Origin of the sequence: Leclercia sp. LSNIH8, assembly GCF_002920195.1 — a bacterium.
GTDB lineage: Bacteria > Pseudomonadota > Gammaproteobacteria > Enterobacterales > Enterobacteriaceae > Enterobacter.
This window is the reverse complement of record NZ_PQJY01000012.1, coordinates 41402-58682: the sequence shown is the minus strand read 5'-3', so window position 1 is coordinate 58682 and position 17281 is coordinate 41402. Positions and strand designations below refer to the sequence as shown.

The 17281-nt window shown below is 57.3% G+C and carries 17 protein-coding genes; 10 read left to right on the top strand and 7 right to left on the bottom strand.

The window, feature by feature from the left end:
* Window positions 1-77: 77 nt before the first annotated feature.
* The 3 genes from rhaD to rhaB all read right to left on the bottom strand — a co-directional run bounded on the left by rhaD (window position 78) and on the right by rhaB (window position 3729).
* A complete protein-coding gene (gene rhaD, locus C3406_RS22865) occupies window positions 78-908 on the bottom strand; it encodes a rhamnulose-1-phosphate aldolase (protein WP_103825265.1) in 831 nt (276 codons plus the stop codon).
* Between the two features lie 95 nt (window positions 909-1003).
* Entirely contained in the window at window positions 1004-2263 is a 1260-nt protein-coding gene (gene rhaA, locus C3406_RS22860; protein ID WP_103825264.1) for an L-rhamnose isomerase, read from the bottom strand.
* On the bottom strand, window positions 2260-3729 hold the full coding sequence (gene rhaB, locus C3406_RS22855) for a rhamnulokinase (protein WP_103825263.1): 1470 nt from the start codon (window positions 3727-3729) through the stop codon (window positions 2260-2262). The genes rhaA and rhaB overlap by 4 nt, the downstream gene beginning before the upstream one ends.
* Window positions 3730-4029: 300 nt before the next feature.
* Between rhaB and rhaS the strand changes: the two genes are divergently transcribed.
* The 4 genes from rhaS (at window position 4030) to yiiM (ending at window position 7344) form a co-directional block, all read left to right on the top strand.
* Window positions 4030-4866, top strand: a complete 837-nt coding sequence (gene rhaS, locus C3406_RS22850) for an HTH-type transcriptional activator RhaS (RefSeq protein WP_103825262.1) — start codon at window positions 4030-4032, stop codon at window positions 4864-4866.
* 73 nt (window positions 4867-4939) lie between these two features.
* Window positions 4940-5788 carry an HTH-type transcriptional activator RhaR gene (rhaR, locus tag C3406_RS22845; protein WP_103825261.1) on the top strand — a complete coding sequence of 283 codons (849 nt, stop codon included), beginning with the start codon at window positions 4940-4942 and terminating at the stop codon, window positions 5786-5788.
* 185 nt (window positions 5789-5973) lie between these two features.
* Window positions 5974-6594, top strand: a complete 621-nt coding sequence (gene sodA / locus C3406_RS22840; RefSeq protein WP_103825260.1) for a superoxide dismutase [Mn] — start codon at window positions 5974-5976, stop codon at window positions 6592-6594.
* A 66-nt stretch (window positions 6595-6660) separates the two neighbouring features.
* Window positions 6661-7344, top strand: coding sequence for a 6-hydroxyaminopurine reductase (yiiM, locus tag C3406_RS22835; protein WP_103825259.1), 684 nt, complete (start codon window positions 6661-6663; stop codon window positions 7342-7344).
* 26 nt (window positions 7345-7370) lie between these two features.
* Here the strand turns inward: yiiM and cpxA are convergent, their stop codons facing one another.
* A complete protein-coding gene (gene cpxA / locus C3406_RS22830) occupies window positions 7371-8744 on the bottom strand; it encodes an envelope stress sensor histidine kinase CpxA (protein ID WP_103177523.1) in 1374 nt (457 codons plus the stop codon).
* Window positions 8741-9439, bottom strand: coding sequence for an envelope stress response regulator transcription factor CpxR (cpxR, locus tag C3406_RS22825; protein ID WP_039032144.1), 699 nt, complete (start codon window positions 9437-9439; stop codon window positions 8741-8743). The genes cpxA and cpxR overlap by 4 nt, the downstream gene beginning before the upstream one ends.
* 150 nt (window positions 9440-9589) lie before the next feature.
* On the opposite strand from cpxR, the gene cpxP reads away from it, so the two are divergent.
* The 6 genes from cpxP (at window position 9590) to C3406_RS22790 (ending at window position 15722) form a co-directional block, all read left to right on the top strand.
* Entirely contained in the window at window positions 9590-10090 is a 501-nt protein-coding gene (gene cpxP, locus C3406_RS22820; protein ID WP_103825258.1) for a cell-envelope stress modulator CpxP, read from the top strand.
* A gap of 153 nt (window positions 10091-10243) precedes the next feature.
* Window positions 10244-11149 carry a CDF family cation-efflux transporter FieF gene (gene fieF, locus C3406_RS22810; RefSeq protein ID WP_103825257.1) on the top strand — a complete coding sequence of 302 codons (906 nt, stop codon included), beginning with the start codon at window positions 10244-10246 and terminating at the stop codon, window positions 11147-11149.
* Between the two features lie 175 nt (window positions 11150-11324).
* Window positions 11325-12287, top strand: coding sequence for a 6-phosphofructokinase (gene pfkA / locus C3406_RS22805; protein WP_103825256.1), 963 nt, complete (start codon window positions 11325-11327; stop codon window positions 12285-12287).
* Between the two features lie 213 nt (window positions 12288-12500).
* On the top strand, window positions 12501-13490 hold the full coding sequence (locus C3406_RS22800; protein WP_103825255.1) for a sulfate ABC transporter substrate-binding protein: 990 nt from the start codon (window positions 12501-12503) through the stop codon (window positions 13488-13490).
* A gap of 110 nt (window positions 13491-13600) precedes the next feature.
* Complete coding sequence (locus tag C3406_RS22795) at window positions 13601-14359, top strand: CDP-diacylglycerol diphosphatase (RefSeq protein ID WP_103825254.1); 759 nt, start codon at window positions 13601-13603, stop codon at window positions 14357-14359.
* 58 nt (window positions 14360-14417) lie between these two features.
* Window positions 14418-15722, top strand: coding sequence for an SLC13 family permease (locus C3406_RS22790; protein ID WP_103825253.1), 1305 nt, complete (start codon window positions 14418-14420; stop codon window positions 15720-15722).
* Between the two features lie 81 nt (window positions 15723-15803).
* Here C3406_RS22790 and tpiA read toward each other — a convergent pair whose 3' ends face one another.
* Both tpiA and C3406_RS22780 read right to left on the bottom strand, forming a co-directional pair.
* Window positions 15804-16571, bottom strand: a complete 768-nt coding sequence (gene tpiA / locus C3406_RS22785) for a triose-phosphate isomerase (protein WP_103825252.1) — start codon at window positions 16569-16571, stop codon at window positions 15804-15806.
* 110 nt (window positions 16572-16681) lie between these two features.
* The gene (locus C3406_RS22780; RefSeq protein ID WP_103825251.1) at window positions 16682-17278 is read right to left on the bottom strand and encodes a DUF1454 family protein; all 597 of its coding nucleotides are present in this window, start codon (window positions 17276-17278) and stop codon (window positions 16682-16684) included.
* Window positions 17279-17281: the final 3 nt, after the last annotated feature.

Genomic DNA, 17281 nt, shown 5'->3' with positions numbered 1-17281 from the left:
TTTACTCCACTTAATTGAGTTTTGTAGGGTTTGCAGGTGTAGATTCGCCCCGTCTCAATGAGCGGGGCGCGATGTTCTTATTTGTAGAGATCTAACGCTGACTGCACAGGATTGACGCCAAAGCGTTTACCCAGCGCAATCAGTTCTTCCCGGGTGATGGTCTGCTTCATGCCACCCATTGAATAAACTTTTACCAGCACTTCCGCCGATTTCTCGGCGGTATCGATCAGGCCAAAGGTTTCGTCCAGCGTCGGGCCGCTGCCGAACACGCCGTGGAATGGCCACAGCACCAGCGAATGTTTTTGCATCTCCACCGCCGTGGCGCTGCCGATTTCGTCGGTACCCGGCACCATCCACGGCAGAATGCCCACGCCATCCGGGAACACCACCAGACACTCGGTGCTGCCTTCCCACAGCTGGCGGGTGATAACGTCTGAGTTGTTCTCCAGCACAAAAGTCAGGGCGATCAGGTTGGTGGCGTGGCAGTGCATGATCACCCGATCTTTCCCCCCCGTGGCTTTGATGCGCTCGCAGTGGGAGAGGAAGTGGGCCGGCAGTTCAGAGGTTGGCACCGCTTCGTCAGTCAGCCCCCAAAGAATGTGGTAGCCCGCGCCGTCGCTGTCCACTTTTACCACCCCTAAATTGGCGGTGGGATCGAGCTGCACATTGCGGAAGAACTTGCCGGAACCGGTGACGATAAACGGCGTGTTAGCGAGCAGCGGCATCGGCTGGCTCAGGGCGATATAGCGCGGATTGGCGTGGAAATCCGCTTCAAACGGGGCGATATCCGCGTCATCCAGGCGCAGCGTCAGGTTGCCGCCGTTGCGCTCGTCCCAGCCTTTCAGCCAGGCGTCGGAGGTGGCTTTGATCATGCCCTGGACGAACCAGGATTGAGTGATGGTCTGCATTCTGTGTTTCCTTTGAAAATGCCGGGTGGCGCTACGCTTACCCGGCCTACTTGTACTTGTAGGCCCGGCAAGCAAAGCGCCGCCGGGCAATGTCTTTACTTACGATTAGCTAATACGTCCTGCTCATACGCCCGGACGTTATCCAGCCACTGGCTGCCCGCCGGGGCGTCGTTGCGCTGGCAGTACATCTCCCATACCGCCTGCCACGGCAGTGATTTTTGCTCTTCCAGCAGCGCCAGACGCGCGGTGTAATCCCCTGCGGCTTCCAGCGCGCGCAGCTCGGCGGTGGGCTCCAGCAGGGCGCGCAGCAGGGCTTTCTTCATGTTGCGGGTGCCAATCACCCACGCCGCGATGCGGTTGATGGAGGCATCAAAGAAGTCGAGGCCGATATGCACCCGGTCGAACAGGTCATGGCGGATAATTTCGCTGGCGATGGCCTGGGTTTCGTCATCCAGCAGCACCACGTGGTCGCTGTCCCAGCGAACCGGACGGCTGACGTGCAGCAGCAGGTGCGGCACATAGAGCATCGCGGCGGAGATCTTGTCGGAGATGACTTCAGTCGGATGGAAATGGCCCGCGTCCAGACACAGCGCGGTCTGGCGGCTGGTGGCGTAACCCATGTAGAACTCGTTGGAACCCACGGTGTAGCTCTCGGCGCCAATGCCGAACAGCTTGCTCTCCACGGCATCGATGTGGTGCGCCGGGTTCAGCTTTTCACTGATGGCTTCATCCAGCGCCGCCAGCAGGCGCTGACGTGGGGCGAGGCGGTCAACGGTGATGTCTTTCATCCCGTCCGGGATCCAGATGTTCATCACCGATGGGGTGCCAAGCTGCTCGCCAAAGTACGCCGACACGCGGCGGCTGGCCTTCACATGGTCGATCCAGAACTGGCGGATCTCGTCGTCGGCGTGGGCGAGGGTAAAGCCGTCGGCGCTCAGCGGATGCGAAAAGCAGGAGGGGTTAAAATCCAGCCCCAGCTTGTTGGCTTTCGCCCACTCGACCCAGTTTTTAAAATGTTCCGGTTTGATGGCGTTACGCTCGACGGGCTCGTCGGATTCCAGATAGATGGCGTGCAGGTTCAGGCGCTTAGGGCCCGGGATCAGGCTCAGGGCCAGCTCCAGATCGGCCCGCAGTTCGGTGGCGTTGCGTGCCTTGCCCGGATAGTTACCGGTGGCCTGAATACCGCCGGTCAGCGCGCCGCCTGGGTTTTCAAAACCGGCGACGTCATCACCCTGCCAGCAGTGCATAGAGACCGGCAGACGGTCGAGTTGACGCAGAGCCTCCTCGACATCCACGCCCACGGCGGCGAAACGCTGTTTAGCCAGTTCCCAGGCTTGTTCAAGTTGAGTGGTCATGCGCAAAGCTCCTTTGTCGGTCGTTGTTGCTGAAACTGCGCCCGGTAGCGGGCAATCTCATGATCGGGATGAGGGGTAAAGGTGGTCAGGCCATAGTTGCCGGTCACCACCTGGCGGAACTGGTCGACGTTGTTCAGTTCGTCGAGGGTCATCAGCTGAATGCCAATATTGCCGAGGGTAGAGGCCTCAATCGGCCCGGCTAACACCGTGATGCCGCAGGCGTTGGCGCACAGCTGGTTGAGCAGCTGGTTCTGGCAGCCGCCGCCCACAATGTGCAGCTCGCTGAACGGCTTCCCGCGCAGGGTGGCCAGCTCGTGCAGCACCTCGGCATAGAGCAGGGCGAGGCTGTCGAAGATGCAGCGCGCCAGCTCGGCGGCGCTCTCCGGTACCGGCTGCGCACTTTCGCGGCAGGCGGCCTGGATCTCGGCGCTCATATTGGTCGGATTGATAAAGCGGTCGTCATTGGGGTTGATCAGGAAGCGGCACGACGGCAGGGTTTCCGTCTCAGCGATCAGGGCAGCCAGGTCGCTGATACCTTTTTCCTTCAGCACCCGCTGCAGCAGCCACAGCCCCATAATGTTTTTCAGCACCCGGTAGCGGCCCTCTGCGCCGCCCTCGTTGGTGATGTTGGCCGCCAGCGCGCTATCGCTGGTGTAGGGGGTTTTGCTCTCAAAGCCCATCAGCGACCAGGTGCCGGAGGAGAGGTACGCCGCATCCTTTGAGGCCAGCGGGGCAGCGATCACCGCGCTGGCGGTGTCATGGCTGGCGACAGCCACCACCGGGATGGCATTCTCCTGGGGGCAAATCCAGTGACCGATCACATTGCCCGGATGGGTTGGCGTGCCAAACCAGTCGCGCGGCGCGCCGGTCCAGTTGAGCAGGTTCTCGTCCCAGGTATCGGAATTGATGTTCACCAGCTGGGTGGTGGTGGCGTTGGTATATTCCCAGTTCATCTGGCCGGTGAGGCGGTAGCTGAAGTAGTCCGGGATCAGTAGGGCGTGGGCAACGTTCGCCACCAGCTCCGGCTGCTGTTCCACCAGGGCACGCAGCTGATAAAGGGTATTAAACGGCAGGAACTGGATGCCGCTGCGGCCATAGATCTCCGCTTTGCCCAGCTGCGCCAGCGCGTGCGTCATCACCCCGTCGGTGCGGCTGTCGCGGTAGGAGACCGGCAGGCCGACGCGCTGGCCGTGGCTGTCCAGCAGCACATAATCCACGCCCCAGGTATCAATCCCGATGCTGTCGATGCGAATGCCTTCTTCACAAACCTTATTCAGCCCGGTGCGGATCTCCGCTTCCAGGGTGTCGATATCCCAGCAGTCAAAGCCGTCCCGCTTTTGCAGACAGTTAACGAAACGGTGGATTTCGCGAAGCTGAAGCGTGCGCGCCTCGCGGTGGTAGCTTGCCAGCATCACCCGGCCGCTGGATGCGCCTAAATCGACAGCCACACAATGGCGAAAAGTCATGGTCCGGTCCTTCCTGAAGTCATTGCCGGACAGTGTAAAAAAGGGAAGGAAAGGCGACCTTCTTGCCACTGACAGTGCATTTCAGGCGCTGGCAAGAAAGCAAAGATGAACGTGAGAGAGTTCACATTTTCTGTTTTTAACGGCTCTTGCAGGCGATGTGACGGTGACCGCATTTCCAGATCTTTCCCGCCGCTTCTTGAAAAAGCGACAGGGTTTGCGCCATTTGCTGTCGAAAATTTAAGGTGAGGCGGGGAGCCCTAAATTACTATTTTGAGAACTCTTATCATCTGGTGACCCGTTATGACCGTACTGCACAGCGTGGATTTTTTTCCTTCAGGCCACTCGCCTGTGGCGATTGAGCCGCGGCTGCCCCAGGCTGCCTTTCCGGAACATCATCATGATTTTCATGAGATTGTGATCGTGGAGCACGGTACGGGTATCCATGTCTTCAACGGCCAGCCGTACACCATCAGCGGCGGAACGGTGTGTTTCGTGCGCGATCATGACCGGCACATGTATGAACATACCGATAACCTGTGCCTGACCAACGTGCTCTATCGCTCCCCGGAGGCGTTCCAGTTTTTGTCGGGATTGAATCAGCTGCTGCCCCAGGAGCAGGACGGGCACTATCCGTCGCACTGGCGGGTGAACCAGACCACGCTGCAACAGGTGCGCCAGCTGGTGAGCCAGATGGAGCAGGCTGAAGAGGGGCAGGAGACCCACGCCCTCGCCAGCCGTGAAATCCTCTTTATGCAGCTGCTGGTGCTGCTGCGCCGCGGCAGCCTGGTCGAAGGGACGGCGGATAACGACGCCCGCCTCAACCAGCTGATGGCCTGGCTGGAAGATCACTACGCGGAGGATGTCTGCTGGGAGACGCTGGCGGATAACTTCTCTCTTTCGCTGCGCACCCTGCATCGCCAGCTTAAACAGCACACCGGGCAGACGCCGCAGCGCTACCTCAACCGGCTGCGGCTGATTAAAGCGCGGCATCTGCTGCGCCATACCGATGATAGCGTCACGGACATCGCCTATCGCTGCGGTTTCGGCGACAGTAACCATTTTTCGACCCTGTTTCGCCGGGAATTTAGCTGGTCGCCGCGCGATATTCGCCAGGGCCGGGATGCTTCACTTCAGTAACGCGAGGAAAATCACCGTTTTATTGCCGTAAAGCGGGTAATAATGTCAGGTTATTCCCCGGTGAGGTTGTGACGTGGCAGGACAATTGATTCTTCGCAGAGCCGATTTTTTTGCATCCGCTGCTCAGGCCGTCGCGGTAGCGGACCGCTATCCGCAGAACGTCTTTGCCGAACATACCCATGATTTCTGCGAGCTGGTGCTGGTGTGGCGCGGCAACGGCCTGCATATCCTCAACGATCGCCCCTACCGTATTACCCGCGGTGACCTGTTTTACATCCGCGCGGAAGACAAACACTCCTACGCCTCGGTGAACGATCTGGTGCTGCAGAACATCATCTACTGCCCCGACCGGCTGAAGCTCAACGTGGACTGGAGTACCAACATCCCTGGCTTTATGAACGCCCGCGGGGCACCGCACTGGCGGCTGGGCAGCAACGGTATGGCCCAGGTGCGCCCGGTGATCGCCCAGCTGGAGCAGGAGAGCCTGAAAAACGATCCCCACGCGTTCGACATGGCCGAGCTGCTATTTGCCCAGCTGACGATCATGCTCAAACGTTACCGCTACGCCCCGGACAACCCGACCGCCAGCGAGCCGGAAGCGCTGCTGGATAAGCTCATCACCGCGCTGTCCGGCAGCCTGAACCGCAGCTTTGTGCTGGAGAAGTTTTGCGAGCAGGAGCAGTGCAGCGAGCGCGCCCTGCGCCAGCAGTTTCGCACCCAGACCGGCATGACGGTGAACCACTATCTGCGTCAGCTGCGGATTTGTCACGCCCAGTATCTGTTGCAACATACCGAGCTGATGGTCAGCGAAGTGGCGATGCAGTGCGGCTTTGAGGACAGCAACTACTTCTCGGTGGTGTTTAACCGCGAAGTAGGGATGACCCCGGTTCAGTGGCGCCACCGCAGCCATAACGCCGCGTAATAGAATCCCGGCTCTATCCCTGACTTCTCCGCAGCCCCCGCCAGATCAGTGACATAACGAAAAGTTATAACCATATTAAAACTACGGCATTGATAAACATTTTCAATATCATTTAATTAACTATAATGAACCAACTGCTTACGCGGCATTAACACGTTTGCCGCCCGACAATAATGGAGATGATTATGAGCTATACCCTGCCATCCCTGCCGTACGCTTACGACGCCCTGGAGCCGCATTTCGACAAGCAGACGATGGAAATCCATCACACCAAACACCACCAGACTTACATTAACAACGCCAACGCGGCGCTGGAAAGCCTGCCAGAATTCGCGAGCCTGCCGGTTGAAGAGCTGATCACCAAACTGGATCAACTGCCAGCCGACAAGAAAACCGTACTGCGTAACAACGCGGGCGGCCATGCTAACCACAGCCTGTTCTGGAAAGGCCTGAAAACCGGCACTACCCTGCAGGGCGACCTGAAATCCGCTATCGAGCGCGACTTCGGCTCCGTTGAGAACTTCAAAGCTGAGTTTGAAAAAGCGGCTGCTACCCGTTTCGGCTCCGGCTGGGCGTGGCTGGTTCTGAAAGGCGACAAACTGGCGGTAGTCTCTACGGCTAACCAGGACTCCCCGCTGATGGGCGAAGCGATCTCTGGCGCATCCGGTTTCCCAATCCTGGGCCTGGACGTGTGGGAACACGCTTACTACCTGAAATTCCAGAACCGTCGCCCGGACTACATCAAAGCCTTCTGGGACGTCGTCAACTGGGACGAAGCTGCGGCACGTTTCGCTGCTAAAAAATAAGGTTGCAAAGCCTTCTGTGAGAAGCGAGTCTGATGACTCGCTTTTTTTGTATCTGAAGGAGTAGAGATGCATTACCCGGTGAACGTGTTTACAGGCAAGGTAAGGGACTACGACGGCAGCCGCCCGAGCGCAATTGCTAAAGTGCAGGTCGACGGTGAGCTGACCTTAACCGACCTTGGACTGGCAGGTGACGAGCAGGCGGAAAAGAAGATCCACGGCGGGCCCGATCGCGCGCTGTGCCACTATCCGCGAGAGCACTATCAGCACTGGGCAAGGGAATTTCCCGCTCAGGCCGATCTCTTTGTCGCCCCGGCGTTTGGCGAAAACCTCTCAACCGAGGGGCTGACGGAGGAGAACGTCTTTATCGGCGACATCTTTCGCTGGGGGGATGCCCTGATCCAGGTGACCCAGCCGCGCTCGCCGTGCTTCAAACTCAACTTCCATTTCGGCATCAGCGATATGGCTACGCAGATGCAGAACGCGGCGAAAACCGGCTGGCTCTATCGGGTGGTGCTGGCAGGGCAGGTATCGGCGGATGCGCCCCTGGAGCTGGTGTCACGCCTGAGCGACGTATCGGTACATGATGCCTGCGCTATCGCCTGGCATATGCCGTTTGACGACGAACAGTATCAGCATTTGCTGGCGGCGGCGGGCCTGTCAACAAGCTGGACCAGAACCATGCAGAAACGGCGTTTAAGCGGGAAGATCGAGAATAATTCGCGGAGATTGTGGGGAAACCAGGCCGGGTAAGGCGAAGCCGCCACCCGGCATAATAACTACGAACGTTTATACAACGGCAGCCAGAGGGTTAAACGCAACCCACCCAGCGGGCTGTCGTCCGCTTTCACCCAACCGCGATGCTGCTGAATGGCGGTTTCGACAATCGCCAGACCCAGCCCGGTGCCGCCAGATTCACGGTCGCGGGCTTCGTCAGTACGGTAGAACGGACGGAAAATCTGCTCGCGATCTTCCGGGCTGACGCCAGGACCATCGTCATCCACGTTAATGGTAATGCCGTCTTTATCCACCGAGAACGCCACCTCGATTTTGGTATGCGAATAGCGCAGGGCGTTACGGACGATATTCTCCAGCGCGCTTTCCAGCGCATTCGGGTTACCGTACAGCGGCCATGGGCCCGGCGGGAAATTAACGGTGAACGATTTACCCATCTGCTCCGCTTCGAAGGCGGCGTTATCCAGCACTTCACCCCAGAGGTGGTTAGCCTTCATCGTTTCGCTGACCAGCGCGTTTTTCTGCTGATTGCGCGACATCACCAGCAGGTCGTTGATCATGCTGTCCAGACGGTGGGCTTCCGTTTCGATACGCTCCAGCTCCTTGCTCTCACCACTGCGGCGGCGCAGCAGGGCGGTGCCCAGTTGCAGACGCGTCAGCGGGGTACGCAGCTCGTGGGAGATATCAGAGAGCAGACGCTGCTGGGTGGTCATCATCCGCTCCAGCGCCGTCACCATCTGGTTAAAGCTGGCCCCTGCCGCCAGGAACTCCTGCGGCCCGGCTTCCAGTTCCGGGTGCTGTCGCAGGTTGCCCTGCGCCACTTCATCCGCGGCGTTTTTCAGTTTGCGCGCCGGCTTCGCCAGGCTCCATGCGAGCCACAACAACAGCGGTGAACTCACCAGCATGGTGACAATCAGCAGCAGCAGCGGGCGGTCAAACAGCAGGTTGATAAAGTCGGACTGGGAGCTGCTCGCCGGGCGGATCAGGTAGAGCTGGTAATTATCCTCCCCGTCATTGACGGAGAACGGCCCCACCATCTCTACCCGACCATATTTTTTCTTTTGCGGGTGATCGGCGTTATCTGCCTGGCCAATGAAGTTACGGATGATCTGCATTTCATTGCGGTCCGCACCAATCACGCGACCTTCGCTGGTCACCAGCAGCAGGCGTTGTCCGGGAGGCGCCCATTTTTCGATAGCGCGAAACAGCCTGCGCCACCACATCAAATCATTGGGTGGATCGGTGGCCAGCTCTGCTTCTACGTGTTGCTCGATCATCACACCCTGACGTTGCTCGCTGTCGAGGAGCTCCGTCATCTGGCGTGAGTCGAGTTTTGGCAACATCAAAACCAGCATTAAAACCAGTGCCAGCGTCAGCCAGAAAATGGCGAAGATGCGGGCGGTTAAGCTACCTATCATGAAGCGGAAACCATCAGATAGCCGCGTCCACGCAGGGTTTTAAACCACGGGTGACCATCTTTGCGCTCCGGCAGCTTACGGCGCAGGTTCGAGATGTGCATATCAATGGCGCGATCGAACGGCGTCAGCCGTTTACCCAGCACTTCCTGGCTCAGATGTTCACGCGATACCACCTGGCCCAGATGCTGCGCCAGCAGGTAAAGCAGGGTGAATTCGGTGCCGGTCAGCTCCAGCGCCTGGCCGTCAAAGCTCGCTTCCTGGCGGCCTGGATTGAGGCTCAGGGAGTCCACTTCCAGGGTAGGGGAACCGTTGTCGGTGTTCTGCTGCTGCTCGCTCCAGTGCGAACGGCGCAGGATCGCCCGAATACGCGCCACCAGCTCGCGGTCGTTAAACGGTTTTGGCAGATAGTCATCAGCGCCCAGCTCAAGGCCGAGCACGCGGTCAAGTTCGCTGCCGCGCGCGGTCAGCATAATAACGGGGGTCTGGTGTGTCTGGCGCAGCTCTTTAAGGGTGTCGATACCATTTTTCTTCGGCATCATGACGTCGAGCAAAAGCAAGTCGATGCTATCGTCGAGTAGGCTCAGCGCCTGCTCCCCATCATGGGCAACCGACACGTCAAAGCCTTCCATGTCGAGCAACTCCTTTAAAAGGGATGTCAGCTCTCGGTCATCATCAACTAACAGGATTTTATTCATTGTTTAAATACCTCCGAGGCAGAAATTACGTCATCAAGGCTATCTAATCCATGACTTTACGTTGTTTTACACCCCCTGACGCATGTTTGCAGCCTGAATCGTAGACTGGTTCTCGTTGAATCGCGACACGAAAGATTTTGGGAGTAAGTGATGCGCATAGTTACCGCTGCCGTCATGGCCTCAACGCTGGCGTTTAGTGCATTTAGCCAGGCGGCTGGAGTCATCACCGGCGATAACCGTCCTTCATCGGAGGGCATCGCGCAGCAGAGTGGCCAGGGCCATATGTTCGACGGCATAAGTTTAACCGAACATCAGCGTCAACAGATGCGAGATCTGATGCAGCGGGCTCGTCATGACCAGCCCCCTGTTAATGTTAGCGAAATGGAGACAATGCACCGCCTTGTCACCGCAGAAAATTTTGACGAAAACGCTGTGCGCGCTCAGGCAAACAAAATGGCGCAGGAACAGGTTGCCCGCCAGGTCGAAATGGCCCGGGTCCGCAACCAGATGTTTCACCTGCTAACGCCAGAGCAGCAAGCGGTTTTGAACCAGAAACACCAGCAACGTATGGACCAGTTGCGCGAGGTTGCACGGATGCAGAAGAACGCTGAATCGACGCTTTTTAGTAGCAACACCCGTAGTAACCAGTAAACCCTGTTTTCCTTGCCATAGACACCATCCCTGTCTTCCCCCACATGATGTGGGGGTTTTTTTTGCCCATCATTAAAATGCGTTAACCGTTTATTCATCTTATTGACTCCTCTGCATCCGTTATACTAGCGGCATAGCGTGACAGGAGTGTTTATGAATCAATCCTATGGACGGCTGGTGAGCCGGGCCGCAATCGCCGCGACGGTCATGGCGTCGTGCCTGTTAGTCATTAAAATCTTCGCGTGGTGGTATACCGGTTCGGTCAGTATTCTGGCGGCGCTGGTGGACTCCCTGGTGGATATTGCCGCCTCGGTGACGAACCTGTGGGTGGTGCGTTACTCGTTACAGCCGGCAGACGAAGAGCATACCTTTGGTCATGGTAAAGCGGAGTCGCTGGCGGCACTGGCGCAAAGCATGTTTATTTCGGGTTCAGCGCTGTTCCTCTTTTTGACCGGCATTCAGCATCTGTATACCCCGTCGCCGATGAAAGATCCGGGCGTCGGCGTGGTGGTAACCGTTATTGCACTTATAAGCACATTAGTTCTGGTAACGTTCCAGCGCTGGGTGGTGCGTAAAACGCAGAGTCAGGCGGTACGGGCAGATATGCTTCATTATCAGTCTGATGTTATGATGAACGGTGCGATTCTTATTGCGCTCGGTCTGGCCTGGTATGGCTGGCACCGGGCCGATGCGTTATTTGCGTTAGGGATTGGATTCTATATTTTATACAGTGCGTTGCGTATGGGGTACGATGCGGTGCAATCCCTGCTCGATCGCGCACTGCCAGACGCAGAACGGCATGAAATCTTTGAAATTGTGACCTCCTGGCCCGGCGTCAGCGGCGCTCACGATCTTCGCACGCGGCAGTCAGGGCCGACCCGCTTTATTCAGATTCATTTAGAAATGGAAGATAACCTGCCGCTCGTTCAGGCCCATCTGGTGGCGGAACAGGTTGAACAGGCGATTTTGCAGCGTTTCCCGGGGTCAGATGTCATTATTCACCAGGATCCCTGCTCAGTCGTGCCTAAGCCAGGTACTGGACATTTTGGGCTTTCGTAATTCGTTGTAAAAAAGTGAACCGGGGCAGCATTTTGTGGAAAAATAACCGCCATTTGGTCTGACCTGAATCAATTCAGCGGGAAGTGATTGATATACTATTTGCACTATTCGTTGGTCGATAGGACGTCTTCCGGCAACAGATTTCATTTTTGCATTCCTAAGTTCAGAGGTAGTCATGATTAAGAAAATCGGTGTGTTGACAAGCGGCGGTGATGCGCCCGGCATGAACGCAGCAATTCGTGGTGTAGTGCGCGCAGCGTTGACGGAAGGTCTGGAAGTTTTTGGTATCTATGACGGTTATCTGGGCCTGTATGAAGATCGTATGGTGCAGCTCGACCGCTACAGCGTGTCCGACATGATTAACCGTGGCGGTACCTTCCTGGGCTCCGCGCGTTTCCCGGAATTCCGCGATGAGCGCATCCGTGAAGTGGCTATCGAGAACATGAAAAAACGCGGCCTGGACGCGCTGGTTGTTATCGGCGGTGACGGTTCCTACATGGGGGCAAAACGCCTGACTGAAATGGGCTTCCCATGCATCGGTCTGCCAGGCACCATCGACAACGACATCAAAGGCACCGACTACACCATCGGTTACTTCACTGCGCTGGGCACCGTTGTAGAGGCGATTGACCGTCTGCGCGACACCTCTTCTTCTCACCAGCGTATCTCTATCGTCGAAGTGATGGGCCGCTACTGTGGCGACCTGACCCTGGCGGCGGCGATTGCGGGCGGCTGTGAGTTCATCGTGGTGCCGGAAGTGGAATTCAGCCGTGAAGATCTGGTGGCAGAAATCAAAGCCGGTATCGCCAAAGGTAAGAAACACGCCATCGTTGCCATCACCGAGCACATCTGCGACGTTGACGAGCTGGCGAAGTACATTGAAGCCGAAACCAAACGCGAAACCCGCGCGACCGTTCTTGGCCACATCCAGCGTGGTGGCTCTCCGGGTCCTTACGACCGTATCCTGGCATCCCGTATGGGCGCTTACGCGATTGAACTGCTGCAGCAGGGCTTTGGCGGTCGTTGCGTCGGCATTCAGAACGAAAAACTGGTTCACCATGACATCATCGACGCTATTGAAAATATGAAGCGTCCATTCAAAGGTGACTGGCTGGAGTGCGCGAAAAAGCTGTACTGATCGGCGGCTGTTGCCCGGTGGCGCTGCGCTGACCGGGCCTACAAAAGCATGGTTCGTAGGCCGGGTAAAGCGTAGCTGCCACCCGGCTTTTTTGTGCCCTTATCCCCTCTTTTTATTCCCCTATGTTATAGCCAATCTTTTTTTATTCTTTAATCATTGGTTCGCTTTCTGGCACCCTGCACTCATCAAACACAACATTAAGAGAGTTGGGCGATGAATAAATGGGGCGTGGGTTTAACGTTATTGCTGGCATCGACCAGCATTCTGGCAAAGGATATTCAGTTACTGAACGTGTCTTACGATCCGACGCGTGAACTGTACGAGCAGTACAACAAAGCGTTCGCCGCACACTGGAAACAGGAAACCGGCGATAACGTCGTGATCCGCCAGTCCCATGGTGGCTCCGGCAAGCAGGCGACCTCGGTGATTAACGGCATTGAAGCCGACGTCGTGACCCTGGCGCTGGCATACGACGTGGACGCTATCGCGGAACGCGGCCGTATCGATAAAAACTGGATCAAACGCCTGCCGGACAACTCCGCGCCGTATACCTCCACCATCGTTTTCCTGGTCCGCAAAGGTAACCCGAAACAGATCCATGACTGGAACGATCTGGTTAAGCCGGGCGTATCGGTCATCACTCCAAACCCAAAAAGCTCTGGCGGCGCACGCTGGAACTACCTGGCAGCCTGGGGCTACGCCCTGCACCAGAACAATGGCGATCAGGCCAAAGCGCAGGATTTCGTGAAAGCGCTGTTCAAAAACGTCGAAGTGCTGGACTCCGGCGCGCGTGGCGCAACCAACACCTTCGTTGAACGCGGCATTGGTGATGTGCTGATTGCGTGGGAAAACGAAGCGCTGCTGGCGACGAACGAACTGGGTAAAGACAAATTTGAAATTGTCACCCCAAGCGAATCCATTCTGGCTGAGCCAACCGTCTCCGTTGTCGATAAAGTAGTGGATAAGAAAGGCACCCAGGCCGTGGCGGAAGCCTACCTGAAATACCTTTACTCCCCGGAAGGCCAGGAGATCGCCGCGAAGAATTTCTACCGTCCACGTGATGAGGCGGTGGCGAAGAAGTATGAGAACGCCTTCCCGAAACTGAAGCTCTTCACTATCGATGAGGTCTTCGGCGGCTGGACGAAAGCGCAGAAAGATCACTTCTCGAATGGCGGCACCTTCGATCAGATCAGCAAGCGTTAAGTATTTTTTGAAGAACGACACGGGACCCGGTGTGAGAAATCCACCGGGTTTTTTATTTGTTCATTTTTATGCGTTACTCTTTGGCGTCAGGTGGATACAGGGAATGCGCTGTGAAAAAAATAATCGTGCTGGTACTGGTTGTGATTGCGCTCGCGGCAGGTGTCGGGTTCTGGCTGAAAGCGGGTAACCCAAACGCATTGCGGCATATCGTTCTCGACCAGTGTGTGCCTGGTCAGATGCAGAACCGTAACCCGTCGCCCTGTGCGCTGGTAAAAACGGAGGCGGGATATGTGGTGTTTAAAGATCGCAACGGGCCGCTGCAATATCTGCTGATGCCCACGTACCGCATCAACGGTACCGAAAGCCCGCTTCTGACCGAGGCTCAGACGCCCAATTTCTTCTGGCTGGCGTGGCAGTCGCGCCACTTTATGAGCATGAAGCGGGGAAGCAACGTACCCGACAGTGCAGTTTCACTGACCATCAACTCCCCGACCGGTCGCACGCAAAATCATTTTCATATCCATATCTCCTGCCTGCGCCCGGACGTGCGCGAGAAGCTCAATGCCAGTCAGGGGCAAATCAGCACCCAGTGGCTGCCGTTCCCCGGCGGACTGGAGGGGAATGAATACCTGGCGCGTCGGGTGACGGAAGCGGAGCTGGTGAAACGCAGCCCGTTTATGATGCTGGCAGAAGAGCTGCCGGAAGCGCGCGACCATATGGGACGCTTTGCGCTGGCGATGGCGCAGCAGGCGGACGGATCGTTTATCCTGTTGGCAACCGAGCGCAACCTGCTGACGTTTAACCTCGCTTCCGCTGAGGAATTACAGGATCATCAATGCACTATCCTGAATGAACCCCACCATAAATAGCGTTTACTCGTCCTGCCTGTCGCCGTAGACTTGCTGAAAAATTCTACAGGAGACAGGCATGTCGCTCTGGTTCACTCACCCGCTGTTTCTGCCCTCGCTGATTATCGTCGTCACTATCATTCTGTGGGCCACCTCGCTGCTGCCGGAATTCCTCACCGCGCTGCTGTTCTTTACTGCGGCGATGATCGCGCGTATTGCCCCGCCGGAGGTGATTTTTGGCGGTTTTGCCTCGTCAGCATTCTGGCTGGTGTTCAGCGGATTTGTGTTGGGGGTGGCGATCCGCAAAACCGGGCTGGCGGACAGGGCGGCGCGGGCGCTGTCGGCCAGGCTGACCGACTCCTGGCCGCTGATGGTGGCAAGCGTAGTGCTGCTCACCTATGCGCTGGCGTTTGTGATGCCCTCCAACATGGGGCGCATCGCGCTGCTGATGCCCATCGTGGCGGCGATGGCGAAGCGGGCGGGCATTGCGGACGGTACGCGGGCGTGGTTCGGCCTGGCGCTGGCGGTGGGGTTTGGCACCTTCCAGCTATCGGCCACCATCCTTCCGGCCAACGTACCTAATCTGGTGATGAGCGGGGCGGCGGAAGGCTCGTACGGCATCCATCTTAACTATGTTCCGTACCTGCTGCTGCACACGCCTGTGCTGGGTATTCTCAAGGGTCTGATCCTGATCGGCCTGATCTGCTGGCTGTTCCCCGGCGCGCCAAAACCGGCGAAGGATTTGACTCCGCCGGAGCCGATGGGCCGCGACGAAAAACGCCTCGCCTGGCTGCTGGCGGTGGTGCTGGTGATGTGGGTAACTGAAAGCTGGCACGGCATTGGACCGGCATGGACCGGGCTTGCGGCGTCGATTGTGGTAATGCTGCCGCGGGTCGGCTTTATCACCGGGGAGGAGTTCTCGGCCGGGGTGAACATGCGCACCTGTATTTATGTGGCGGGTATTCTCGGGCTGGCGATCACCGTGACGCAAACCGGTATTGGCAGTGCGGTGGGCGAAGCGCTGATGCGGGTAATGCCCCTGGATGCCGATGCGCCGTTCACCAGTTTCCTGGCCCTGACCGGCATCACCACCGCCCTGAATTTCATTATGACCGCCAACGGCGTACCGGCGCTGTATACCACCCTGGCGCAAAGCTTCTCGGACGCCACCGGCTTTCCGCTGCTGTCGGTGATTATGATTCAGGTGCTGGGGTATTCCACGCCGCTGCTGCCGTATCAGGCGTCGCCGATTGTGGTGGCGATGGGACTGGGAAGGGTGCCTGCACGGGCGGGGATGCTGCTCTGTCTGGCGCTGGCGGTGGCAACCTATCTGGTGCTATTGCCGCTGGATTATCTGTGGTTTAGCCTGCTGGGACGGCTGTAAAAAAGCCCGGTAGCGCTGGCGCTTACCGGGCCTGGAGTATCGTAGGGCGGGTCAGCGAAGCGCCACCCGCCACAAAGGCTCTTACGCCTGTTTCGCTGCTTCTGCTGCTTTAACGATCACCGCGAAAGCGTCTGCTTTCAGGGATGCGCCGCCAACCAGCGCGCCGTCGATGTCCGGCTGGGTGAACAGCTCTGCTGCGTTAGATGCGTTTACGGAACCGCCGTACTGGATGATCACTTGCTCAGCCACTTTCGCGTCGGCTTTCGCAATGTGGTCACGGATGAATTTGTGAACGGCCTGAGCTTGTGCTGGGGTGGCAGATTTGCCGGTACCGATCGCCCATACTGGCTCGTAAGCAATGACCGCACCTTCGAACGCGCTTGCGCCCTGAGTGGTCAGGACTGCGTCGATCTGACGTGCGCAGACTTCTTCGGTTTTGCCCGCTTCGTTTTCTGCTTCGGTTTCACCGATGCACAGAACCGGGATCAGACCCTGCTCTTTCAGCACAGCGAATTTCTTGGCGATGAACTCGTCGGACTCTTTGTGGTAGGTACGACGCTCAGAGTGGCCAATAATGATGTATTTTGCGCCGATATCTTTCAGCATTTCAGCGGAGGTTTCACCGGTGAACGCGCCAGACAGGTTAACGTCAACGTTCTGGGCACCCAGAACGATGTGGCTGCCGTCAGCCGCTTTCTTAGCCATATCCAGGTACATGTCCGGCGGAGCGATAGCAACAGCACAGCCAGTCACACCAGCCAGCTCTTTACGCAGGTTAGTTACCAGCTCGTTTACCATGTGGCGGCTGCCGTTCAGTTTCCAGTTACCCATCACTAAAGGATGTCGCATTTCAATTCTCCACGCTCAAGAGCGAATTAAGGAATATGGCCGCCCGACAGGGCAGCATGGTCTGTGAATCAGTATAGAGATTTTCCCTCGAAAGGCTTTGCTTTTTGTCATTAATTCGACCCGCCGAGTGCCTCAGATAGCGCCAGCTTAATCGGTTCAACAGCGAAGGTCAGCCCCTTTTCGCCGTTATCTGCCACAACATAGCGAACCGCGCCTTCCGTTTCGGCGTAATAACGCTTGTTTTTACCGGCTGTGAGGAGCTTTTGCAGCTTTTGCTGGCTTTGCGCTTTGGTCAGGGCAGGGGTAAAGGCCCGTAAAATGGCGCTCATATACTCCAGCGCTTTGGCTTTGGCGGCTTTCTGCTCCGGCCCCTGAATCGGCAGCCAGGTAATCTGCATACTTTTGATTTTGAGGGTTCCGCGCTCAAGCGCCGTCGAGGCGTACAAATTCTCATTAATTTTGCTGGCAGCCCGGGTCAGGTTCGGGGTGTCGCGGGTGCCATCAATGGAGCGAAACTCATTGAGCGGCAGCTTTGGATTGTCCTGATTGAAGGCTTCACGGAACAGGCTGATCGACTGATCAAAGGTCGGCGCGCCCGGCATCACATAGGGTGCGGTAGCCGATACGGAAGTCTCAGCAGCACGCAGAGGTGCGCTTGCGCTTAACAGCGTTAAACCCAGCCAAATAAGGTGAAACCACATCTTCATCAA